Annotated in this window: 22 protein-coding genes; 9 read left to right on the plus strand and 13 right to left on the minus strand. The window is 34.5% G+C overall.

The annotated features are described in order from the left end of the window. Position 1: 1 nt before the first annotated feature. A complete protein-coding gene (locus L1S35_RS02245) occupies positions 2–2,119 on the minus strand; it encodes a M3 family metallopeptidase (protein WP_236396158.1) in 2,118 nt (705 codons plus the stop codon). A 103-nt stretch (positions 2,120–2,222) separates the two neighbouring features. Here L1S35_RS02245 and L1S35_RS02250 point away from each other — a divergent pair, with 103 nt between their 5' ends. Both L1S35_RS02250 and L1S35_RS02255 read left to right on the plus strand, forming a co-directional pair. Then, positions 2,223–2,873: a queuosine precursor transporter gene (locus L1S35_RS02250; protein WP_236396159.1), complete on the plus strand. Its 651-nt coding sequence runs from the start codon at positions 2,223–2,225 to the stop codon at positions 2,871–2,873. After that, positions 2,863–3,423, plus strand: coding sequence for a DNA-3-methyladenine glycosylase I (locus L1S35_RS02255; protein WP_236396161.1), 561 nt, complete (start codon positions 2,863–2,865; stop codon positions 3,421–3,423). The genes L1S35_RS02250 and L1S35_RS02255 overlap by 11 nt, the downstream gene beginning before the upstream one ends. Here the strand turns inward: L1S35_RS02255 and aat are convergent. From aat to L1S35_RS02270, 3 genes are all read right to left on the minus strand, one after another. Next, complete coding sequence (gene aat, locus L1S35_RS02260; protein ID WP_236396163.1) at positions 3,386–4,063, minus strand: leucyl/phenylalanyl-tRNA--protein transferase; 678 nt, start codon at positions 4,061–4,063, stop codon at positions 3,386–3,388. The two genes, L1S35_RS02255 and aat, sit on opposite strands and share 38 nt — an antisense overlap. Positions 4,064–4,228: 165 nt before the next feature. Beyond that, complete coding sequence (locus tag L1S35_RS02265; protein ID WP_236396165.1) at positions 4,229–4,603, minus strand: DUF3127 domain-containing protein; 375 nt, start codon at positions 4,601–4,603, stop codon at positions 4,229–4,231. 2 nt (positions 4,604–4,605) lie between these two features. After that, positions 4,606–5,481: a flavin reductase family protein gene (locus tag L1S35_RS02270; RefSeq protein ID WP_236396167.1), complete on the minus strand. Its 876-nt coding sequence runs from the start codon at positions 5,479–5,481 to the stop codon at positions 4,606–4,608. Positions 5,482–5,557: 76 nt separating this feature from the next. On the opposite strand from L1S35_RS02270, the gene L1S35_RS02275 reads away from it, so the two are divergent. Continuing rightward, positions 5,558–6,706 (plus strand): sensor histidine kinase, encoded by a 1,149-nt coding sequence (locus tag L1S35_RS02275; RefSeq protein WP_236396169.1) that lies wholly within the window; start codon positions 5,558–5,560, stop codon positions 6,704–6,706. On the opposite strand, the gene L1S35_RS02280 is transcribed toward L1S35_RS02275, so the two are convergent. The 3 genes from L1S35_RS02280 to greA form a co-directional block, all read right to left on the minus strand. Beyond that, on the minus strand, positions 6,707–7,858 hold the full coding sequence (locus L1S35_RS02280) for a transglutaminase domain-containing protein (RefSeq protein ID WP_236396171.1): 1,152 nt from the start codon (positions 7,856–7,858) through the stop codon (positions 6,707–6,709). Positions 7,859–7,931: 73 nt separating this feature from the next. Next, positions 7,932–8,321, minus strand: a complete 390-nt coding sequence (locus L1S35_RS02285) for an HIT family protein (protein ID WP_236396173.1) — start codon at positions 8,319–8,321, stop codon at positions 7,932–7,934. A gap of 43 nt (positions 8,322–8,364) precedes the next feature. Further along, positions 8,365–8,841 carry a transcription elongation factor GreA gene (greA, locus tag L1S35_RS02290; RefSeq protein ID WP_236396175.1) on the minus strand — a complete coding sequence of 159 codons (477 nt, stop codon included), beginning with the start codon at positions 8,839–8,841 and terminating at the stop codon, positions 8,365–8,367. Positions 8,842–9,004: 163 nt separating this feature from the next. Between greA and L1S35_RS02295 the strand changes: the two genes are divergently transcribed. The 4 genes from L1S35_RS02295 (at position 9,005) to L1S35_RS02310 (ending at position 14,444) form a co-directional block, all read left to right on the plus strand. Then, on the plus strand, positions 9,005–9,430 hold the full coding sequence (locus L1S35_RS02295; RefSeq protein ID WP_236396177.1) for a Rieske (2Fe-2S) protein: 426 nt from the start codon (positions 9,005–9,007) through the stop codon (positions 9,428–9,430). A gap of 299 nt (positions 9,431–9,729) precedes the next feature. Then, positions 9,730–10,338, plus strand: a complete 609-nt coding sequence (locus L1S35_RS02300) for a Riean_0653 family protein (RefSeq protein ID WP_236396179.1) — start codon at positions 9,730–9,732, stop codon at positions 10,336–10,338. Between the two features lie 63 nt (positions 10,339–10,401). After that, positions 10,402–11,013: a Riean_0653 family protein gene (locus L1S35_RS02305; RefSeq protein WP_236396181.1), complete on the plus strand. Its 612-nt coding sequence runs from the start codon at positions 10,402–10,404 to the stop codon at positions 11,011–11,013. Between the two features lie 80 nt (positions 11,014–11,093). Next, the gene (locus L1S35_RS02310; protein ID WP_236396183.1) at positions 11,094–14,444 is read left to right on the plus strand and encodes a T9SS type A sorting domain-containing protein; all 3,351 of its coding nucleotides are present in this window, start codon (positions 11,094–11,096) and stop codon (positions 14,442–14,444) included. A gap of 59 nt (positions 14,445–14,503) precedes the next feature. Here the strand turns inward: L1S35_RS02310 and L1S35_RS02315 are convergent, their stop codons facing one another. The 5 genes from L1S35_RS02315 to L1S35_RS02335 form a co-directional block, all read right to left on the minus strand. Continuing rightward, entirely contained in the window at positions 14,504–16,726 is a 2,223-nt protein-coding gene (locus L1S35_RS02315) for a TonB-dependent receptor (RefSeq protein WP_236396185.1), read from the minus strand. Between the two features lie 228 nt (positions 16,727–16,954). After that, positions 16,955–17,356 carry an alternative ribosome rescue aminoacyl-tRNA hydrolase ArfB gene (gene arfB, locus L1S35_RS02320; protein WP_236396187.1) on the minus strand — a complete coding sequence of 134 codons (402 nt, stop codon included), beginning with the start codon at positions 17,354–17,356 and terminating at the stop codon, positions 16,955–16,957. Beyond that, the gene (locus L1S35_RS02325) at positions 17,346–18,947 is read right to left on the minus strand and encodes a DUF4301 family protein (protein ID WP_236396189.1); all 1,602 of its coding nucleotides are present in this window, start codon (positions 18,945–18,947) and stop codon (positions 17,346–17,348) included. The genes arfB and L1S35_RS02325 overlap by 11 nt, the downstream gene beginning before the upstream one ends. Beyond that, a complete protein-coding gene (gene pnuC / locus L1S35_RS02330) occupies positions 18,914–19,528 on the minus strand; it encodes a nicotinamide riboside transporter PnuC (protein WP_236396191.1) in 615 nt (204 codons plus the stop codon). The genes L1S35_RS02325 and pnuC overlap by 34 nt, the downstream gene beginning before the upstream one ends. 44 nt (positions 19,529–19,572) lie before the next feature. Further along, positions 19,573–20,286 carry a geranylgeranylglyceryl/heptaprenylglyceryl phosphate synthase gene (locus L1S35_RS02335; protein WP_236396193.1) on the minus strand — a complete coding sequence of 238 codons (714 nt, stop codon included), beginning with the start codon at positions 20,284–20,286 and terminating at the stop codon, positions 19,573–19,575. A gap of 139 nt (positions 20,287–20,425) precedes the next feature. Here L1S35_RS02335 and L1S35_RS02340 point away from each other — a divergent pair, with 139 nt between their 5' ends. Beyond that, positions 20,426–20,713: a hypothetical protein gene (locus L1S35_RS02340; RefSeq protein WP_236396195.1), complete on the plus strand. Its 288-nt coding sequence runs from the start codon at positions 20,426–20,428 to the stop codon at positions 20,711–20,713. Here the strand turns inward: L1S35_RS02340 and L1S35_RS02345 are convergent. After that, entirely contained in the window at positions 20,706–21,335 is a 630-nt protein-coding gene (locus L1S35_RS02345) for a 4'-phosphopantetheinyl transferase family protein (protein ID WP_236396197.1), read from the minus strand. The genes L1S35_RS02340 and L1S35_RS02345 overlap by 8 nt on opposite strands. 127 nt (positions 21,336–21,462) lie before the next feature. On the opposite strand from L1S35_RS02345, the gene ahcY reads away from it, so the two are divergent. Further along, positions 21,463–22,779, plus strand: a complete 1,317-nt coding sequence (gene ahcY, locus L1S35_RS02350) for an adenosylhomocysteinase (protein WP_236396199.1) — start codon at positions 21,463–21,465, stop codon at positions 22,777–22,779. Positions 22,780–22,862 lie beyond the last annotated feature (83 nt).

Genomic DNA, 22,862 nt, shown 5'->3' on the forward strand with positions numbered 1-22,862 from the left:
ATTATTTCTTCTGAACTTCAAATCCTCTTGCTCTCATTAAAGCATCGGTATTCACATCTCTGCCTCTGAATTTTTTATACGCAATTGCCGGATCAATCGTATTTCCTATGCTGAAAACATAATCATATAATCGTTTCGCTACTGCTTTGTCATACAAACCGTCTTTGGTTTCTGTAAAGGCTTCCGTCGCATCAGCACTAATAGCATCTGCCCACAAATAACCATAATAACCTGCGGCATAAGCATCGTCAGAAAAGATATGTCCAAACTGTGGAATACGATGACGCATCACGATTTCTTTTGGCATTTTTAAAGCATCTAAAGTTTCTTTTTCAAATTGTTTTGGATTAATATCCGGATTTTCTAACAAGTGTAATTTCATATCAACCAAAGCACTAGCAATCGTTTCTACCGTTGAAAACGCTTCGTTAAAAGTTGCTGCTTTTTCATTTCTTTCTACCAAAGACATTGGCATTGGTTCGCCTGTTTTATAATGCAATGCAAACTGATTCAACACCTGTGGTGTCGCTAACCAACGTTCCATAACTTGTGACGGAAATTCTACATAATCTCTCGGGGTATTAGTTCCTGATAAACTTGGATAAGTTACATTCGAATTCAAACCGTGTAAAGCATGTCCAAATTCATGAAATAGTGTACTGGCATCATCCCATGAAATTAATACTGGTTCACTATCGTTCCCTTTAATATAATTACAGTTGTTTGACACTATGGTAATCACGTCGCCATTCACCCTGCTTTGTTCTCTCGTAGCATTCATCCATGCGCCTGAACGTTTTCCTTTACGCGCATAAGGGTCAAAGTACCAAAGACCAACTGTTTTCCCTGTGTTTTTATTAAAGACTTCCCAAACTCTAACATCAGGATGAAAAACGGGAACATTAGTTACTTGTCTGAATCCTAAATGAAAAATTTCTCCTGCAACCCAAAACATTCCTTCACGTAATTTCTCCAATTGCAAATACGGTTTTAAATCATTTTGGTCTAAATCGTATTTTGCTTTTCTGACTTTTTCTGAATAGTAACGATAATCCCAAGCAGCAATTTTAAAATTTCCTCCTTCGGCATCGACCATTTTCTGCATATCAGCAACATCAGCATGTACTTTTTCAACTGCCGGTGTCCAAACTGACATCATTAAATCTAAAGTTTTTTGAGGTTTCTGCGCCATGGTGTTTGACAAACTCCAATCAGCAAAGGTTTTAAACCCTAACAGTTTGGCTTTTTCTGCACGCAGTTTTAAAATTTGAACTAAGGTAGCATTGTTATTATTGGCGTTGTCATTATCTCCACGACTGGTAAATATCTGAAACGCTTTTTGTCTTAAATCCCTACGATTCGAAAACGTCAAAAATGGCTCAATAGAAGAACGTGTGTTGGCAATGCAACCCATCACGTTTAGTTTTCTGTCTTTGGCATCAGCTATTGCCGCATTTTTTAATTCATCCGGCAAACCTTCAAAATCAGCTTCAGTTTTTAGCTCTAAATAATAATTGCTTTCGTCTGCCAATTGATTTTGACTAAACTTGGTAAACAAACTAGCCAATTCCTGATTGATTGCTGCAATTCTTGCTTTTGCTTTTGCGTCTGCTTTAGCACCTTCGCGAACAAAATTAGAATAATACAACCAAACCAATCGTTGTTGTTCTTTGGTTAATTTTTTGGTTGATGGTGCATTATACACTTTAGAAATTCGAGCAAACAACTTCGCATTTTGATAAATTTTATTACCAAGATTATAAATCTTAGGTGTCATTTCGGTTTCGATAGGCTCAAATTCCGGACTGTTCATGTTGGAACTGTAAATCCCAAAAACAGCATAAATCTGACTATATCTTTTTCCAGCTTTTTCTAAGGCGACAATGGTATTAGTAAAAGTTGCCGGCTTAGGATTATTGGCAATTTTAGCAATCTCATTCAGTTTCTCCTGAATGGCAAATTCAAGCGCTGGTTTTAAATCCTGTAGTTTGTAATCTGTAAATGCAGGAACACCTCCGTAAGGTCCTTTCCATTCATTTAGAAAAGAATTTTGGTTTGTTTGTGCATTTACCATAACTGTTGGGGCAATCATAATCAATGTTAAAATTATTTTTTTCATTATTTGTTTGTTTGTTTTCACCAAAAGTAATGAAAAATCAATTCATCTCACTACTTCATAATCATTAACCAAAATTGTATAAATTTGAGAAAAATACATCCCTATGTTTCAATCCAGAAAAGACATTGTCTATGTTATTCTTGCCGGAATATTTATTACTAATGCTGTCGTGGCGGAACTAATTGGCGGTAAACTGATTGATGTTGGTCCGGCAGTAATGAGTATTGGTATTTTGCCTTGGCCTGTTGTATTTGTTACTACCGATTTAATCAACGAATATTTTGGCGAAAAAGGAGTTCGAAAACTTTCGATAATCACAGCTTGCTTGATTGCCTATACTTTTATCGTTTTATTTTTTGCGATGAAAATTCCATCATCAGGAATTAGCACAGTTTCAACCTCGCAGTTTAATGCTGTTTTTGGGCAAAGTCAATTAATTATTGTGGGAAGCATTACTGCCTTTTTGATTTCGCAATTAATAGATGTTACCATTTTTCATTTTTTCAAAAGAAAGACCGGGCAAAAAATGATTTGGCTTCGAAGTACAGGCTCAACAGTGATTTCACAATTATTTGACAGCTTTATTGTTCTTGGAATTGCTTTTTGGCTACCCGGAATTATGGATACTAAAACCTTTTTCCTTTCAGCGATGACAGGTTACTCCGTTAAACTTGCCATAGCAGTTTTGATGACACCAATGATTTATTTGGGACATAATTTAATTGATAAATATATTGCTAAAGATGGAAAATAAAATACGCTGTGCCTGGTGCGAAAAAGATGATTTATACCGCGATTACCACGATAACGAATGGGGAAATCCGGTTTATGACGATGATAAACTGTTTGAATTTTTGGTTTTGGAAACTTTTCAGGCCGGATTGAGTTGGTATACGATCTTGAAAAAAAGAGAAAATTTCCGTAAAGCATTTGACCAATTTGACTACAAAAAAATAGCTCAATACGGAGAAAAAGAAATCGAACAATTGATGCTGGATTCCGGAATTATTCGCAACGGATTAAAGATAAAAGGGACGATTTCTAATGCTGTTGCATTTATGGAAGTGCAAAAGGAATTTGGAAGTTTCTCAAAATATATTTGGGGTTTTACCGGCGGAAAACCTATTAATAATAACATCAAAAAAATGAGCGATATAAAAGCTACGACACCTCTTTCGGATGAAATTAGCAAAGATTTAAAAAAAAGGGGATTTAAATTTGTTGGGTCAACAGTTGTATATGCTCACATGCAGGCAACGGGGATGGTTAATGACCATGTTTCAGATTGTTGGAAGCGAAAGTGATTTCTTCAGATTTCAATACCTTCATAAACGTATCTCTCGAAACTTCAAAAGCGCCAAGTTTTTCCAAATGATCATTATGAACCTGGCAATCCAAAAGTTTATAATTGTTTTCTTTTAGATATTGAATCAAAGTTACAAACGCAATCTTACTAGCATTCGGTACTTTGGAGAACATACTTTCGCCGCAGAAAATATGTCCCAAATCAACACCGTATAAACCGCCAACCAATTCCTCATTTTGCCAAACCTCAACCGATTTTGCGATTCCCATTTCATGGAGTTTGGAATAAGATTCTACAAAATCATCTGAAAGCCACGTCCCTTCCTGACCTGGGCGTTCAATTTGCTGACAGCCGAGAATTACTCCCCTGAAGTTTTGATTAAAAGTAACCTGAAATTTATTTTGATTGAGGAGATTCCGAATGCTTTTCGAAACTTTATAAATAGACGGAGCAACCACCATTCTTTCCGGCGGAGACCACCACAATATGGGTTCATCTTCATTAAACCAAGGAAAAATTCCATTGCGATAAGCAAGCAATAATCTATCGACGGATAAATCGCCACCAATAGCAAGAACACCTTCTATCGAAGCTTCATCAACTGGCGGAAAATATAATTCTTTGGACAGAAAATACATATGTTAAAATTCCAAATTTAAAATTACAAGAACCAAATAAAAAACAAATTCCAAAAAAACCCAAAATTCAAATTCAAAACACTGAGTTTAGAAAATTGAATTTTGAAACTTATTTGGAATTTGAAATTTCGTATTTGAAATTTTGATTTACCTTTTAATCAAAGATTAAAATGGTAAATCATCGTGCTCTTCTTCATTGAAGTTAGTTGCCGGTGCAAATGCTTCAGCCGGTGGCATTGGAGCCATCTGGGCAGTTGGCGCTTCCGTTTGCAGTTTTTCAATTCTCCAGCCTTGAATATCATTGAAGTATTTGGTTTCGCCTTGAGGGTTTGTCCATTCTCTTCCTCTTAAATTGATTGACACTTTTACGGCATCACCCACATTATAATTATTCAACAAATCGCATTTGTCCTGCACAAAGTTGATGCTGATAAATTGTGGATATTGCTCTTCTGTCGCCACAACCAATTCTCTTTTTTTGAATGAAGCAGAAACTTGTTGCTCTGCATTGATTACCTTAATTTTTCCTGTAACTTCCATAATTATTGTTTTGCTAAAAGCACTTTCCAAGCCGAAAGCGCGTCATTATTATTCAGATATTCTTTTGCTTTTTGGTGGATTTTCATTTCATCATCCGAACTCAAAACACCTTTAACTGCAAAATTTTGCTTTACAAATATAGTAATTTCTTCTTGTGTTGGCAATGCTTCTACGTTACCTAATTTGCCCAAATCATTCCCGTCAAAAACAGGACTTTTTTTGATGAAATCCGGAATCGCGTCTACTCCGATTCCCAGTGTTGTCAAGGGTTTTTCGACTTCAAACAAACCTTGATTGGAACGCGAATACCAATTTCCGCCCAGACGGGAAACCAAATCAATTTTACTTTGGTCAATCATATTTTTATCATCAAGAATGTTTTCATTGATGTGAATTTTAACGACTTCGCAAATAATCAAATTTCCTGCTCCGCCTTGATTTCCGAGAGCAATAATTTCATTGACTTTGCATTCTAACTGCACCGGACTTTCAGCCACACGATAAGGCTTTACCATATCCGAAGGCAACATTGTTAAACCCGATTTCAGAAATTCATTTACACCATCAGGATATTCGGTACTCGATAATGATGCTTGTTGTACTATATCATAATTCACCACATTTATGACTACTTCTCTGGTTGCCTGACAATTTTCGAGTGTATGTTTGGTTGTATTGTTTCTAACGCGTCGTGCCGGCGAAAAAACCAAAATTGGTGGATTAGAACTAAACACATTAAAGAAACTGAAAGGTGACAGATTGGGCTTTCCATTCTTGTCTATAGTACTCGCAAAAGCAATTGGTCTTGGTGCTACCGCACTTTGCAAATAGCCTTGCAATTGCGCCGGAGAAAGTGTGTGTGGTTCGAAACTGAGCATCGTGTTTTGCTGTTTTTTACAAATGTAATAAGTTTACTCTTTAATACTTTTAATTATATTTATAAAAAATTTGTCAATGCAGTTTTCTGAAAAACGAAACCTTACCCGTTGGATTATCATAATGGCTTCATTTGTCATTGTGGTTTTAATATTGTGGAATACCTACTCTTTTTTTCAAATCTTTAAAAATGACGAACGTGTCAAAATGGAAGTTTGGGCAGAAAGTTTAAAGACTTTGCTTAACGCCGATCCTTTGCAGGATGATGTAGAACTTCCCAGACAAGTGATTAGTAACAACAAAACGATTCCTATCATCTTAACCGAAAACAATAACATTATCAATACTGCCAATATTGATGAGAGTATTATAAAGGACAAGACTAAACTGGCTGATTTTTGGGAAAAACTAAAAAAACAAAATGACCCGATTATAATTCGAATTGGTCCCAATCAGGTGCAGCATTTATACTATGGTAATTCATCATTACTCAATAAATTAAAATATTATCCAATTGCTTTATTATTGATTATTTTCCTTTTTGGCGCTTTGGTTTACAACTTTTACCGAAGTACGAAAATGGCAACCCAGAACAAACTCTGGGCCGGAATGGCAAAAGAAACAGCTCACCAAATTGGGACGCCATTATCCTCCTTAATTGGTTGGTTGGAAATAATGAAAGCCGATAATGTAGATGAAACAACTATTGCCGAAATTGAAAAAGACATCAACCGATTGCAGACCATCACGGATAGATTTTCAAAAATTGGCTCTGAGCCTGTCTTAAAACGCCTGAATATTATCGAAGAAACAGAACAGTCTTTTGATTATCTGAAATCGCGGTTTTCAAAACAAGTGGAATTTTCCTTTAAAGCACCAAAAAAATCTATTATGGTTTCTTTAAATCCGGCACTTCATAGTTGGACCGTTGAAAATTTAGTCAAGAATTCTATTGATGCTATGAAAGGCAAAGGCAAAATATCGGTAGTGATTGAAAGCGAAAATAACTTAGTTAAAATATTGGTTACGGATACTGGAAATGGTATTCCGAAAAACCAATTCAAACGTATTTTTGAACCGGGGTTTACTACAAAAAAACGAGGTTGGGGATTAGGTTTGTCTCTGACCAAACGCATCGTTGAAGAATACCACAAAGGAAAAATAAAAGTACTGCATTCTGAAATCGGAAAAGGAACTACAATACAAATTTCCTTTAAAAAAGGATAACTATTTCAAGTTCGTGAACATCAATTTTCTTCCTAATGATCCTTTACTTAAATACTCTTTAAGGAAATCTTCACTTTCTTTGGTTTTTTCTAATCCATCTAAAATTGCCCTTTTCAAGCTGTTCAAATTCTTAGCGTTTTCCGGACTTACTGAACCAACCTTATAAACATCTTCTTGGCATTTGTTCATTTTATCCCTTACATCCTGCATCATTTTTTTTAATGTCTCGTCGGATTGAGTTGGTTTAAATCTTTTGTTTCTGAACATTATAAAATCGTTAAGATCACTTATTGCCGCATTAAAATTAGCTGTAATTTCAATCAGTTTTTCGACACTTTTATTTTGGTTTATAACGGTGAACTCTTTCTTTTTCATATTGTAATACTCCTGAATCACGTTATTTAAAAGTCCGTTTTTCTCTATTCTTTTCGAAGCTTCAAAAGCCTTCTCAGCATCAGATATTTTTTCATATCTTTCAATTTCTGCATTATAATCAAAATTCATTTTAGGCTTTGTAGAGTCAGGCTTTCCACTTATAAATTCAGCATTGGCCAAAGGTTCATTCAAAAGTTGCCATAAGTAATCAAAAGGCATATGATTGACAATCATTTTGTCCGGACTTGTTTTGAAATAAATATTGTTTTGTTTCTTAACAAAATTTTTCCCCACGATAGATCCCGCGCCCCAGGTTGCATCAAACAAAAACCATTTACCTTCAATTTGTGAAATATTCCACGCATGAGATATACTTGCGACCTCGTTAAGTTGCTTTGTATATCCCCCAATAATATAGGTTTTGACACCAACTTTATTGGCAATCTCATTGAAGACTTCAGCATAATGAATACAAACTCCTTTTCGGTTTTTTAAAGTGTAGGCTATTTTTACTTCTGGTGAATCCAGATTATTTGGCGCATACATATTCGGAACATCATAACTTATATTTAATGTTATCCAATAATAAACAGCTCTTATTTTTTCATCCTGACTGGTGAAATTTGAATTAATATACGTTGCAATGTCGGATGTGGTAGTAGTTAAATTTTCAGGAACTATTGCCATTCTGCTGTCAACGTAAGCATAGTTTGGAGTAGTTTGTCCAATCAAAATATGGGTCAGGAAGAACAGTATAAAGATTAAAATATTTTTCATGATTTGTACCTATAAAAAACCCTGCCAAAATTTAAAAAGTCGCAGGGTTCTCTTATTTTTATGTGAATGTTGATTACAAATTAGCCCGAATATCGAAAGCCAATTGTTCAAACTCTTCTTTGGTTAATGACACTTTTCTTTGAAAACGCATATCATCCATATCGTGTAACGGAATCAAATGCACGTGAGTGTGTGGCACTTCTAATCCAACAACTGCAAGACCTATTCGCTTGCATTTTACTGTTTTCTCAACAGCTTTGGCTACTTTTCTGGAAAAATTCATTAAGCCCAGATACAACTCTTCATCCATATCAAAAATCTTGTCAATTTCTTGTTTCGGGATACAAAGCGTGTGACCTTTCGCATTTGGATTTACATCTAAAAAAGCCAAATAGTTTTCGTCCTCTGCTATTTTATAACAAGGTATTTCTCCGTTTACTATTTTGGTGAATATTGAACTCATTCTTTTTTACCGAACACTAAAAACTGATTACTGAATACTGAATTTAGTCTCTCGAAATCTCAAGAACTTCAAAGTTTAATTTCCCGTTTGGAACCGTAATTTCAGCAATTTGGCCAACCGATTTTCCTAATAATCCTTTACCAATTGGTGAGGTAACCGAAATTTTTCCTGATTTTAAATCGGCTTCGCTTTCGGCAACTAAAGTATATTTCAACTCCATTCCGTTCGCTTGGTTTTTGATTTTTACTTTAGATAAAACCAAAACTTTTGAAACATCAAGATGCGATTCGTCTATCAATCGAGCGTTGGAATGTACTTCTTCTAACTTGGCAATTCTCATTTCTAACATTCCCTGCGCTTCTTTTGCAGCGTCATATTCTGCGTTTTCAGACAAGTCTCCTTTATCTCTTGCTTCTGCTATTGCTTGTGAAGCTTTAGGTCTTTCTATATTTTTTAATTGATCTAATTCTTCTCTTAATTTTTTTAATCCTTCTGCTGTGTAATATGATACTGTACTCATGATTTCCCTCTTTTATATAAATAGAAAAAATCCCATCGCAACGGGATTTCATCTTGCAAAGATATTATTTTAAATTTATTTCAAAATTGTTGGCGTTTTTTTAACGCTTGTCAAAGTTAATTAATTTAAATTTGTTACGCTATGTATTTCAAATAATTTTAATATGAAGAAGATTTTAGTTCTATTGATATTCTCCCTACTTATTATCGGTTGTGATGGTGGAACTGTCAATAATAACAATCCAAATATCCCAAATTATCAGGTGAATTTAATCCTCAATTTGAGTCTGCCTGCTTATAGCAATTTACAATTCGCGAGCAATCATATTGTAGATTATTCTCCGGGTTCGGGCGCAAGAGGAGTTGTAGTTTTTAATGCCGGCGGTTATTTTGTTGCTTATGATTTAGCCTGTCCGAATCAGCCTTACAATACATGCTCATCACCTATGACTATTACAGGTATTGAAGCCAGATGTAGTTGCGACAATACGACTTATAATCTGTTTTCGGGACAATCTCCGGGACAACAATATCCAATGAAACAATACCGCACAGAAGTCAACGGTGGTTATTTATATGTAACTAATTAAAACAAAAAGCCCCAATAATCGGGGCTTTTTTGTTTTAAAACTTTAGTGTAGAATTTAAAAATGCTTTTTTAGAAAAGTAAGGAAAGTAAATTTTAGTGGGTTAACTTATCAGTTTTATCTCAAAAATGTACATTAAAAGTGTATCTAAAGTATTTTTTTGTTCTTTAATTTTACAATATGATTTTTGATAGTTAGTACTAAAAAAATTAAAAATAGATAGTTATTAAAAAACAATAAAATAAAAAGTTTACATCGGCAAAGGCAACCTCTAATTAATAATTAACAAAAAATATAATGACATGAAAAAAACAGTATTAATATTCATTGCAACGATGCTACTCACAGCCTGTAGCAGCGACAGTAATCCCGAAGATGGTTTACCAAAAGAAACACAAACAGGAGCTAACACTTTTGGATGTTTGATAGATGGTAAATTATTACTGCCAAGATCGGGAAATAATAACATAGTCGATCCATTGTCTGGAGCCACGTTATGGGGAGGTTACCCAAATGTGTTTGATTACTTTGAACTTGAAATAATTGATTATAAAAGTGCTAAAAGAGGAAGTCTATTACTCCACATGCATGATGTCGTTAATATCGGAATAGGAGAATACACAATCAACGAATCAAACGGTATGGATAATGTTGATGGTTTAAATCATACGTATCTTCATTGTGTAATATTTGATAAAAATACTAATTCTTATCAGCAATATGTTTCCTTCGAAAACTCAGGAACATTATCCATAAAAAGACTATCAATAAATGCGAGCAGTGGTAATATTGTTTCCGGAACTTTTAATTGTAGAGTACGAAACATTCAAAACCCTAGTGATGAAATAGAAATAACCAATGGAAGATTTGATGTTAATAGCCATAACCTTTCACAAAAATATTTTCCATAAATAAAAAAGGGTTGCCTCGGCAAAGACAACCCCTAATTAATTATTAACAAAAAATAAAATGACATGAAAAAAACAGCATTAATATTCATTGCAACGATGCTACTCACAGCCTGCAGTAGCGACAGTAATCCTGAAGACGGTTTGCCAAAAGAAACACAAACCGGCGCAAACACTTTTGGGTGTTTGATAGATGGTAAACTATTTTTGCCAAGATCGGGGAATAATAGTATAGTTGATCCATTATCCGGAGCCATTTTGTCCAGAGGATTTCCAGAAGCTTCTTTTGATTATTATGAATTAGAAATAACAGATTATAAAAGTTCTCATCGTGCAAAATTTTTATTTCATATGCACAATGTACCAAATAATGGGACGGGTACTTTTGAAATAAACGAATCCAATGGTATGAGAGATGTTGATGGCTATGCGCACAATTATATATACTGTGTTGTTTTTGATAAAAGTTCTGATACTTATCAAAAATATGTTTCTTATGAAAATTCAGGTTCTTTTACAATTACCACTTTAATCATTGGCCCAGCAACCGGAAGTATAATATCTGGAACATTCAATTGTAAATTGAGAAATATTAACAACCCCAATGATGAAATAGAAATAACCAAAGGAAGATTTGATGTAAATAGTCGCACAATAATGCAAACTTACTTTCCGTAAATAAAAAAGGTTGCCTCGGCAAAGGCAACCCTGATGTAATGATCAATAATTAATTTATTAACCAAAAAGCAATCAAAATTATGAAAAAATTATTTTTTCTGGCTATGTTTATGCTTATTTCTTTAAGCATAAATGCCCAAAACGAAGAGGCGGCTCAACCAAAAGCTTTAGACTCTCTACTTACTAACATAGATAAGTCACTTGTAACCAGCGAAATTATCTATGAACGAACCCTTCAGTTAGCCGACCTTTACAATTATAATTCCGAAGGTTATGCCAATACTGCCAATTTCGATTATTTCAGACAAAGCTTACTTGAAATGTACAGAGCCAGCAATGCAAAAAAGTTTATTTCGCTTGATGAACTGGACAGTAAGATAAGTAACTCAACTGACGATAACATTGTTTCAATTGGTATACTGAACACCCAATTCAATGTGTTAAATTACAATGAAGAAGAACCACTAAAAGGAGGTTTGTTACTTGATACTATTACCAAAAAGTTTGTTCAAATTCCGAATACAACGCCTTTTTACATGATGCACAACACGGTAATTGCGCCGCTTAAGGATGCAATAGACGGAAAAGATATTACATACAAGTTCACAAATGAATTCTTTTTTAATAATGGTGACAAGACCATTAAAGGACTTACAGTAGATTTTGGTAATGGCACCAAAAAAGATATTATAGTGGGAGGTAATTTTAATGAACAAAACATTACCATACCATATGATAAAAGCGGGAGTCAGAAATTAATCTTTACTATAGCTTATAGTGATGGTTCTAATATAGTTACAAATGCAGAAATTTATTTTAGAAATATCAATTTGAATTCGGCGGATTATGTAAGTTGCGCCAATAGCAGTAGTGATCAATTGCGACAAGATTATACAAATTTCCAGGCCGACATAGACTTTACAGGCTACCGGGAAGGCGACCCAAAAATAAAATCGAAAATTGATTATAGAATATATTACAGCAATGGCAATACTCAAAAACTGCTAAAGAAACCTATCATTATCATAGACGGTTTTGACCCAGGAGACACACGCAAAATAGAAGATTGCGATTGCGAACAAGATGCTGTGTGTGCCTCAAAACACAAAGATCAATTTGGCAATTTTGACCCCGAAAGTCACCGCTCCATAACTGATATGATGGTTTATTATGATAATGATCATAATGCGACTTATTTACTTCCAAAATTAAGAACACTCGGTTATGACGTTATCATCGTGAACTTTCCAAACTATTCCACAACTAATCTGAACAATGGTCAAGGCGTAGCTATAAATGGCGGAGCCTATTATATAGAGAGCAATGCTATGTCTGTAATAAAACTAATCAAAAATGTGAGAGACCAACTGGTTACTAATGGTAGCGATAAACAAATTGCTATTATAGCACCCAGTATGGCGGGGCAAATTTCCAGGTATGCATTATCTTATATGGAAAAGAAGTTTCAAGACACAAATGATAATGACTGGAAACACAATGTGTATTTATGGGTAAGCGTAGATAGTCCGCATTTAGGGGCTAATATTCCTTTAGGCGACCAGGCCTTACTAAGTTTGGCAAAAAGCAGTAGTGCTGCTGCAAATGACTTCTATAGAAAACAATTATCATCCCCGGCGGCACAGCAACAGTTAATAGAGTTTCATAGAGATAAAACTATCCCAAATTTTTTATATCCTCAATTTTCAAGCAACCCTTTTACTACAACCCATAATATAGCAGAACCCGAAATGTTAAATGGTCAAACCACATCATTTGGAATGAGTGCGAACAACGGCAATATCATGTTTCAGGAACACTACAACAGACAAAACAGTAATGGTATTACAGGATCAAGTGGTTGGCCACAGAACTTGCGTAAAATAGCCGTTGTAAATGGCTCGCTAACAGGATCGAAAGAAACTCAAGCTATTAATGGCGACCCATTACCAACCTTTGCCAATGCCGGCGAAAAAGTATTAAACATTAGAGGATTTCAAAGAATTCATATTAATTTACCCATTGGCTCAGTAACTTGGTATATCCATATTGCTTCACTTGAAAGTCAGTTTATGCCAAAAACAGGAGAGACAAAAAGAATCTGCAGATTTAAAAAGGCCTTTAATGATAAAACTACAATTGCTACTAACTTAAATGAAAGAGGTGTTATGGACAATGTCCCCGGCGGTTTTTTTGATGCACAACAACAAATTGCGGGACCAACCTTAACACAAAATGTAGTGCCTGGAACTTATCCTTTGAATAGTTTTAACGATTTTGGTATAGCGAATTTTATATTTAGTTTGAGCCAATCATTGGGTGGCAGCAGATGGTTTTTACATGAGTTCAACCCAATCCATTCCTTCATCCCCACATTTTCAGCTATTGCTCATCTGGAACCAGACCAAAACTGGAACAATCCGTTAGATGATAATTTAGCATGTCCAACAAATAGAAAAACCCCTTTTGACAGTTATTTTGGTGGTTCAAAAAATACACAACACACATCTTTTACAAAAGAATGCGTTGATTGGTTATTAGAAGAATTAGCAGGTCATCCGCAATTACCAAATTATCCGTTAGATAGAGTCGTGTTAGATGGTCCGGATATTATTTGCTCATATGATACAGACACTGTTTATAATTTTGATGACATATGCAAGTTACCGGGACAGGTAGAGAATTGGCAAATTAGTGACAATCTGCAAATCACAAATCAAAGCGGAACTTCTGTAACTATTAGAGCAATTAATGGAGTTCAAGGAACAGTAACTGCTGTATTTAATAATGGTAAAACAATAAGCAAACATATTTGGATTAACAAGCCATATATCCACAACAACAATAATAATCCAAATCCGGCAGAATTTGAATATAACGTTGACCCATATTTAACAGACAATGAACCTATGACATTATGTCTAGGAGGTGATACATATGAAAACAAAAAAACAATTTTAGTAAGCGGTCTCGATTCAAGTTCACAATGGGAAATTGTAAAATTAACCCAAAATTTCAGTTATATTAGAAATGAAAATGTAATTTATCTAAACCCATATAATTTAGGTCAAATTTCATTTAAAGTTAGGGTTACTAACAGCTGCGGGGTTTCAAATTGGGGATATTATACTATGACAGTTTTAGATTGTAATGATAATAGTTACATGAGAACATCTCAAACAAATATCTATACTGTATATCCAAATCCATCAAATAATCTAGTTTATGTTGATTTAATAAACCAAAACAATAAACCAGAAACAGGAACAATTATTTCCGGTCAATTATATGATTTAATGGGATATTTTAAATCAAATGTTGAAATTATAGATAATAAAGCAACTTTTTCAGTTCAAAATTTAAGCAAAGGCATATATGCTTTAAAAATATTTATAAATGGCCAAATGGAAAGTCATTTGATAGCTGTTGAATAACTTTATATAAATCTAAAAACTAAAATCACAACTACCTAATATTTCGGTAGTTGTGATTTTTAAAACTTCACCGTTAATCCAGCCAAGAAGTTAATCCCCGCCTGCGGATAATATCCTGCACCTTCTATAGTTGTTGTAACTCCGGGCGTTGAAAAATCATCGTCATACGTATAGAAATAACCATTCGATTCATATTTGTAATCAAAGATATTGTTTATTAATCCTGAAAAGAGAATCGATTTTATTCCTTTATTGATATTCCACAAATAAGTTATATTCAAATCGTGAACATTGTAAGCTTTCAAAATTGATGCTTGTGAATCGATATTTCCCATGAACTGTTTTCCGACAAACTTATTCAGCAAAGTAAGATTCAGATTTTTGATTGGCGAATAGGTTGTGGCATTTCCAAAAACAATATCCGGTGAAAATGCAATGTTTGTGTTTCCTAAATTCTGCAGAACGCCATCACGCTGAAAATAGAAATCTTTATTCTTATTCTGGCTCAAGGTAATATTAGGCTGAAAAGTTAGTTTGCTTATTGCTTTGATTACCGATTCTATTTCGATTCCATAACGATAACTGTGACCGCTATTTGTGAAAATTGGCGCGCCAACATCATTTAACGCTCCGGTTAAAACCAACTGATTTTTGTACTGCATATAAAACGCATTAGTGTTTACAGTTACTTTTTCCGAATTGTATTTCCATCCCAATTCATAATCGTACAAACGTTCAGGTTTGATGCTGCCGTTTTCGTAATCATCACGACGTGGCTCTTTATTTGCAATTCCGGCGTAAACATAAATCGCATTATTGGTATTCAATTGGTAATTCGCACCCACTTTTGGATTAAAAAATCGGAAGGTATCATCTACATATCCAAAGACTTCACTAGTAGCTTTGTAGAATACCATTCGGTATTGCAAATCGGCAAAGAAATTTATCTTTCCGAATGTTTGCGAGAATTTGGTATAAAAATTTATATCATCTTTATTTCCATAATTATCATAATAAAGATTCGATTCCGGAACATAAAACTGTGTCCATTTTACTTTCCCGTAATGCAATCCTAAATAACGATTGACTGCGCCACCAAATAAAATATCGGTTTTATTATTCTTATAATTCAATGAAAATGTAGTTCCGAAAAAGTCATTATCCAACCATTTTTGTCTTACTAAATCAGCAGCCGAGTTACCTTCGAAATTCGGCAAATTATAATCCGTTAAATCTGCATCTTCTCTGTATTGCTCGTAATATCCTTTTCCTAAAGTGTAATGAAGCGCTACATTTGACGTCCATTTTTGAGACCATTTTTCAGACCAGTGCAACTGAAAATGATGTTGCCAATAGTTATCGGTTTCGTTGTCATAGAATTTTGTATTTCCATTTTCATCGGTATACATTCCAGCCGTATTGAAAGTTCTGTCATGCTCTAATAAATAAGGATCTTCAAGTCCATTCCATGCCTGATAAGTTTTTTCTTTTCCGCCAAAAGCGATAAACTTAAGTGAGGTAGATTTTGCTACATAATTCACATCAAAAAAATAACCAAACATATTTGTTGAAGCTCTGTCGATATAACCATCGGAAGCAATTTGCGAAATCCTTCCGTTAATTTCGAAGTTATCGTGCAAACCGGTACCGAAAACTAAGGTGTGTTTTCTAGTTCCGAAACTTCCTCCGGAATTAGAGATTTCGGCATATGCCTTATCCTGAAATGACTTCGTCTGCATGTTTAAACTAGCTCCAAAAGCTCCGGCACCATTAGTCGATGTTCCAACACCACGCTGCAATTGAACACTTTCTAATGAACTGGCAAAATCTGGCAGGTCAACAAAAAAAGTTCCCTGACTTTCACTGTCGTTAAATGGAATTCCGTTCAGCGTTACATTAATTCTTGAACCATCGGCACCACGAACACGCATATAAGTGTAGCCAACACCATTTCCTGCATCAGTTGTTGTGAGAACCGATGGTAAATAGTTTAATAAAATTGGGATGTCCTGCCCTAGATTTCGCGGCGTGATTTCTTCTTTGGTAACATTTGTAAATGTAACCGGATTTTTTTTGTTGGCCCGAACTCCGGAAACCAAAACTTCATCAAGTTGGTTGACTTTGGTGGTGTCTTGTACTTTTTGCTGCGCAAAAGAGAAAAAAGAAAATAGAGAGAAAAAAATAGAAACTGCTACTTTCTTCTTCGTACTTCGTACTTCGTACCTCGCACCTTGTTTGACCCGAGCCGTAGGCGAACTGATCGTAGATAATAAATTTTCCATTCGTAAAATGTTACGAATAAAAAGAGGTAATTATTCTTTGTTAAAAATTAAATTGATACTCCTGACAACAACTAACGTGCACTTTAGTTTTCGTCAAATCCTTAAACAGCATTACCTGTTCTAAGTTCATTGGGTATAATCTCAGCTCGTTATTTAGAGCACCCCTTTTGAGACAAGGCAAAAGTAAAAAAAGATTTTTAGATTATTAGATTTTTGGACTGTTAGATTTTACAATTTTGGTTTCTTTCTGTTTTCTTTGATTTCAGAAAGCGTTGATTTGTCTTTTAATCTTTTTTCTACAACCGCTTTTGGAACTTTGGTTGCCTTTCTTTTCTTGGGAACTTTGAGTGCTTTTTCTATCATTTCCAAAAAGCGTTTGGTGACGATTGTTTTGTTTTTGAGTTGACTTCTGTCTTCGTCACAGTTTAAAATCAGGAGATTTTCTGAAGTTAATTTAGATGCCAATTTGATTTTGATTCTTGATTTTTCCTCTTCGTTTAGAGCTTGTGAAGCATTCAAATCAAAAGTCAGGACTACTTTGGATGAAACTTTATTTACATTTTGTCCACCGGCACCGGAACTTCTAACAGCTTTAAAACTTAATTCAACAATGATTTTTTCAGTTTCCATTTTGGGGTTGATGTGCAGGTTTTAGCAAATCGTTTACGGTTTTAACCGGATTGAAAGTTACCAGCGGGACTTCGACAAAAACGGTAATCCATTTTGCCATGGCGCCATTCCAAAGTCCGGGTAATTCGTAACCTTTTAAGTCTTTGCCTTTATTATTTTTATGAACAATAAAGCCGGTGCTTGAGTCTATAAATTGGGTCAAATCAAATTTTTCACCATGATAGTTTTTGGTAGCACATACTAAATCTACCGGATTAAAATGAGTGGCTTTTGTCAAAATTTCCAGTTGCTCCTTATTATGGGTATCAACCTGAGAGCTTTCAACAATTTGCAACGACACATTTCCTTTATAACTTCTTACCCAAAATGGTCCTCCTCCAGGTTCTCCTTCATTTTTTACCATTCCGCAAACTCTGATTGGACGGTTTAATTTGTTTTTTATGAACTCTAATTTATTCTCAATGGTATATTTGTGGAAATCTTCCAAAACATCAATGTTTAGTTTTTGCTCCATAAAATCAATTATTTCAGGGATGTGCCTTTCTGCTATTTCGTCATTTTCAACTGCTTTCAGAATTTTGAAAATCTGTTGTTGCAAATCGAGTAAAATACCTGCCAATCCTTTTTTATACAGTGTAATTTCCTGAATGTGATTCTGAATTACATTGTCGATGTTTTTGATAAAAAGCACATCAGCGTCTAGATTGTTGAGATTATTAATCAATGCTCCATGACCTCCAGGTCGAAAGACCAATTCATTTTTTTCATTCCGGAATGGTTCGTTATTTGGAGAAACTGCAATAGTATCCGTGCTTTTATCCTGATACGAGTAACTTACGTTGAGTTTTGTGTTCGATTTTTTTTCGACTTTGTCTTTTACGTTATCTATTATTTTTTGGAATAATTTTTCATGGTTTTCAGAAACCGTAAAATGCAAATGCGAAACCGAATTAGCGCTGGCATAAAAAGCGCATTCATTGAGATGTTCTTCTACTGGTGTTGCAATTTCTGTTTCATATTTATGAAAATCTAAAACGCCTTTAGGTTTGTTGGCAAAATCAAAATAGTTTGATGATAACATTGTTTTGATAAAGAGATAACTTTTCTCATGACTTTCCAAAGAATAGTAATCTTGGTATAGTTCTTTTAATTTGGTTTTTATTGTTTCATAGAATGGAAACTTCTCAATTCCGGCAAGAAATATTGGTAGGTTTTTATCCTTTTTTCTATTGATGTAAGCATTTATAGTTTCATTTTCATGATCAAAATCATTTAGAAACTCACTTAAAAATTTAAACATTCTGCTTGCTGCGCCTGAAGCCGGAACAAATTTTTTGAGTTTTAATTTATCTTTTTTTGTGTCAAAAAAATTGGCGAATTTTTGAAAATCTTCATTTGATAATTTTACAATCCCATCGTTTATAGTCGCTGGTTTTTCGAGTGTAATCTTTGGAATTCCAAGTTGAAACAACAAAAGTTCGCCTTCGATTTTATCCAAAGAAATCCCCAACCTTTTGACTTGGGCAAAATCTGCTTCGGTAAAACCGTGTTGCTTTGTTAAACTATCTTTTGTTGTAAAGTTCTCTTCCATTCTAAATAAGCCATGATTGCTAAAATTGTGAAAATTAAATATTGTAGTGAGAGCATTCCTAATCCTCTATAGGCAAATAGCGGAACAACTATACAATCTCCAATTATCCACAAGGTCCAGTTTTCAATTTTTTTCAAAGCCATATACCACATTGCCGTGAAAAAAAGACCGGATGTAAAAATATCAATATAATTAGGAATTTCAAGTTTGTAATCGAAAAACTTGTAAACCAAATAGGTTATAAATACAGTTATGATAAAGAATAAAATGCCAATTACTTTCTCTTTCAGATTTGTTCTGGTTATTTCCAAATCGGGTTCGTTTGATTTTGACATCCATTTATACCAACCGTAAATACTCATTATTGAATAATAAACATTCATGGTCATATCACCAAAATATTTAGCTTGATATAACAAATAAACCGTTATAACCGTAGCAATAAGTCCGGTTGGATAAACCAGTATATTCTCTTTTTTGGCGTAAAAAACACTTGCTATGCCGAACACAAAAGCTAAAAACTCCAAAACAATTTGTGTTGTGGAAGCATCTTTATATTGGTTAAACAGAAATTCGAACATTTTATATTTAGGATTTGACACTTCGACAAGCTCAGTGTGACAAGTTATTTATTATCAAAAAAGTTAATATCATTTTCAAATGCTGTTCCTATTACTACTAAATCGGCACCAGCTGCATAAGCTTCATCGATTTGCTTTTTGGAACGTATTCCGCCACCAACAAGTAACGGAACATTAATTCTACTCGAAACTTCTTTTATGATTTGCTGTGAAACCGCATTTAACGCACCACTTCCCGCTTCGAGATAGATTAACTTGTTACCGATTAATTCACCTGCTTTTGCGGTTTGAGCAATATAGTTGCTGTTGTCTTTAGCTAAAGGTTTAGTTTTGCTTACGCGTTCAACGGCTGTTTCGCTTCCGCTTTCTATTAAAACATAGCCTGTTGAAATAATTTCAAGATTGGTTTTCTCTAAAATCGGAACAGCATTAATTTGGTGTTCGACTAAATAATCTGGGTTTCTACCTGAAAGTAACATCAGAAATAAAATCCCATCAGCTGCAGCCGAAATCTGCGATGGATTTCCGGGGAAAAGCAAAATCGGCAAAGCTACTTTTTCTTTTAATCCGAATATAATTTCATTCAAATGATGCCCATCAAACGAACTTCCGCCCACAAAAATGTGCGTTGCTGGTGATTGCTTTATCTTTTCTGCTAAAACAGGAATACTTTCTGTTGCTACTTTATCGGGATCGATTAAAATGGCGAGTAGTTTTTTGTATTCTTTTTTGGCCGATAAGATTTGGTCATACAACATGAGCGTTGTGTTTGGATTAAGGTTTGTAAATGTAAGTCTTTTTTAAAATCTGTAAACTTTCCAAAACATGATTTATATCATTTTTTAGGGATAATAAGCGGTGTAATTTTGTCTTATAAAATCATAAATATCATATATCATGACACTATATCAAAAAACACTCGGAGATTTTCAACAAAGTTATGTAGGCTTTGCAGCCTTGGTTATTATTGGGCAAAGTTGCTTAGGTGGAGTTGCCGCAATGTATATTCTTGAGAACGGAACCAATATCTTTCAAATGATTCAACTTGGATTGGTCGTAATTACCTGCACCTTGGTGAATGTTAGTATTTTGGCACAATTGTCACCTAAAACAGTATTTAATATGACTATATTCAGTGCAGTGCTAAGTATTTTGGCAATTGCAATGAATGTGCTAATTATTTAGCTTCAAAGGCACACACAAAAACATAATTTTCAATAAAGTCGAATACAATATCAAAGTGTTCGACTTTGTTATTTATACGCAATTCAACTGTACATTTCTTATCAGACAAATTAAAGTCATCTTCAAAAATATGATCTTTAAAACTAATTCCAATTTCGTTTTTGATTTTAAAAACCGATTCCTTTACGCCCCAAACTACAGTTGCTTTTCTCAGTTCCTCTTCTTTACTAAGGTTATTCAAATGCGAAACATCCATAAAACGCGGAGCTAATTTTAGGGTTTTGTCTTTTAGAATTTCCAAATCGGCACCAATATTAACATCGCTCAAAACAATCACCGAAAAATCATGCGAATGCGAAATGGAGATGTGCTTTCCATCATTTAAATGTGGTTTCCCAAATTCATCATAATACAAATCAAAATCGGAATAACCCGCTTCTATTAACAATCGTCTGACACTCAAAAACCCTTTTTGGTGGCTTTCTGCTTTCATATTGTCGACTCTTGCCAAAGAAACATCTTTCAGTGCAACGCTCTGAAAGAGTTCGTCAAAGGTTTCGGTTATTTTCCAAACCAACAATTTGGTGTAATCGTTTAACGTTATGATTTTTAGTAGAGGCATTTAGTATTTTACTGTTTTTCAAAAGATTATAAGGCTAAACATTTTATAATTTTAAAAATAAATTATAAAAATCAAAACCTATGTTGTAATTTTGCACCGAAATTAAAAAAACAAATATACATAATAGATGAGTACACAAACATTACCTTATGTAGCTTATAAAGTGAAAGACATTTCGCTTGCAGCTTGGGGAAGAAAAGAAATTGAATTGGCAGAAGCTGAAATGCCGGGATTAATGGCACTTCGTGCAGAGTATGGTGCAAGCCAACCTTTAAAAGGAGCTCGTATTGCTGGATGTCTTCACATGACTATTCAAACTGCGGTTCTTATTGAAACATTAATTGCTCTTGGAGCTGAAGTTACCTGGTCTTCTTGTAACATTTTCTCAACTCAGGATCAGGCTGCTGCTGCTATTGCTGCTGCGGGAATTCAAGTTTACGCATGGAAAGGTCTTGACGAAGAGTCTTTTGACTGGTGTATTGAGCAAACATTATTCTTTGGTGAAGACAGAAAACCATTGAACATGATATTAGATGACGGTGGTGATTTAACAAATATGGTATTCGACCGTTACCCAGAATTAATTCCTGGTATCAAAGGATTGTCTGAAGAAACTACAACAGGAGTTCACAGATTATACGAAAGAATGAAAAACGGTACGTTATTCATGCCGGCTATTAACGTAAATGACTCGGTTACTAAATCTAAATTCGATAACAAATACGGATGTAAAGAATCGGCTGTTGATGCAATCAGAAGAGCAACTGACGTTATGTTGGCTGGAAAAAGAGTAGTTGTTTGTGGATATGGTGACGTTGGTAAAGGAACTGCAGCTTCTTTCAGAGGTGCCGGTTCTATCGTAACTGTTACAGAAATCGATCCAATCTGTGCTTTACAAGCAGCAATGGACGGATTCGAAGTTAAAAGATTAAACACTGTTGTTGGTAATGCTGATATTATCATCACCACTACAGGAAACAAAGATATCGTTATGGGAAGCCACTTCGAACAAATGAAAGACAAAACTATCGTTTGTAACATTGGTCATTTTGATAACGAAATTGATATGGCTTGGTTAAACAAAAACCATGGCGCATCAAAAATCGAAATCAAACCACAAGTTGATAAATATACTATCGCAGGAAAAGATATCATCATCCTTGCTGAAGGTCGTTTGGTAAACTTAGGTTGTGCAACAGGTCACCCAAGTTTTGTAATGAGTAACTCATTCACCAACCAAACCTTGGCTCAAATTGAGTTATGGACCAACAGTTCAGCTTACAAAAACGAAGTTTATATGTTGCCTAAACATTTAGATGAAAAAGTAGCTGCTTTGCATTTAGCTAAACTTGGTGTTGAATTAGAAACATTAAATGACGAGCAGGCAGCTTACATTGGTGTTGAAGTTCAAGGACCATTTAAGCCTGAGTACTACAGATACTAAGAAAGGACGAAGTACGAGATACGAAGTACGAAGTTAGAATAAAAGAACCCTTACAGTGATGTGAGGGTTTTTTGTTTTCAATC

Origin of the sequence: Flavobacterium anseongense (genome assembly GCF_021608185.1) — a bacterium.
Taxonomy (GTDB): Bacteria; Bacteroidota; Bacteroidia; order Flavobacteriales; family Flavobacteriaceae; genus Flavobacterium; species Flavobacterium anseongense.

Bases quoted from the DNA above. Each gene is read 5' to 3' on its own strand.
- L1S35_RS02245 (WP_236396158.1), bottom strand. From the start codon at position 2,119: ATGAAAAAAATAATTTTAACATTGATTATGATTGCCCCAACAGTTATG.
- L1S35_RS02250 (WP_236396159.1), top strand. From the start codon at position 2,223: ATGTTTCAATCCAGAAAAGACATTGTCTATGTTATTCTTGCCGGAATA.
- L1S35_RS02255 (WP_236396161.1), top strand. From the start codon at position 2,863: ATGGAAAATAAAATACGCTGTGCCTGGTGCGAAAAAGATGATTTATAC.
- aat (WP_236396163.1), bottom strand. From the start codon at position 4,063: ATGTATTTTCTGTCCAAAGAATTATATTTTCCGCCAGTTGATGAAGCT.
- L1S35_RS02265 (WP_236396165.1), bottom strand. From the start codon at position 4,603: ATGGAAGTTACAGGAAAAATTAAGGTAATCAATGCAGAGCAACAAGTT.
- L1S35_RS02270 (WP_236396167.1), bottom strand. From the start codon at position 5,481: ATGCTCAGTTTCGAACCACACACACTTTCTCCGGCGCAATTGCAAGGC.
- L1S35_RS02275 (WP_236396169.1), top strand. From the start codon at position 5,558: ATGCAGTTTTCTGAAAAACGAAACCTTACCCGTTGGATTATCATAATG.
- L1S35_RS02280 (WP_236396171.1), bottom strand. From the start codon at position 7,858: ATGAAAAATATTTTAATCTTTATACTGTTCTTCCTGACCCATATTTTG.
- L1S35_RS02285 (WP_236396173.1), bottom strand. From the start codon at position 8,321: ATGAGTTCAATATTCACCAAAATAGTAAACGGAGAAATACCTTGTTAT.
- greA (WP_236396175.1), bottom strand. From the start codon at position 8,841: ATGAGTACAGTATCATATTACACAGCAGAAGGATTAAAAAAATTAAGA.
- L1S35_RS02295 (WP_236396177.1), top strand. From the start codon at position 9,005: ATGAAGAAGATTTTAGTTCTATTGATATTCTCCCTACTTATTATCGGT.
- L1S35_RS02300 (WP_236396179.1), top strand. From the start codon at position 9,730: ATGAAAAAAACAGTATTAATATTCATTGCAACGATGCTACTCACAGCC.
- L1S35_RS02305 (WP_236396181.1), top strand. From the start codon at position 10,402: ATGAAAAAAACAGCATTAATATTCATTGCAACGATGCTACTCACAGCC.
- L1S35_RS02310 (WP_236396183.1), top strand. From the start codon at position 11,094: ATGAAAAAATTATTTTTTCTGGCTATGTTTATGCTTATTTCTTTAAGC.
- L1S35_RS02315 (WP_236396185.1), bottom strand. From the start codon at position 16,726: ATGGAAAATTTATTATCTACGATCAGTTCGCCTACGGCTCGGGTCAAA.
- arfB (WP_236396187.1), bottom strand. From the start codon at position 17,356: ATGGAAACTGAAAAAATCATTGTTGAATTAAGTTTTAAAGCTGTTAGA.
- L1S35_RS02325 (WP_236396189.1), bottom strand. From the start codon at position 18,947: ATGGAAGAGAACTTTACAACAAAAGATAGTTTAACAAAGCAACACGGT.
- pnuC (WP_236396191.1), bottom strand. From the start codon at position 19,528: ATGTTCGAATTTCTGTTTAACCAATATAAAGATGCTTCCACAACACAA.
- L1S35_RS02335 (WP_236396193.1), bottom strand. From the start codon at position 20,286: ATGTTGTATGACCAAATCTTATCGGCCAAAAAAGAATACAAAAAACTA.
- L1S35_RS02340 (WP_236396195.1), top strand. From the start codon at position 20,426: ATGACACTATATCAAAAAACACTCGGAGATTTTCAACAAAGTTATGTA.
- L1S35_RS02345 (WP_236396197.1), bottom strand. From the start codon at position 21,335: ATGCCTCTACTAAAAATCATAACGTTAAACGATTACACCAAATTGTTG.
- ahcY (WP_236396199.1), top strand. From the start codon at position 21,463: ATGAGTACACAAACATTACCTTATGTAGCTTATAAAGTGAAAGACATT.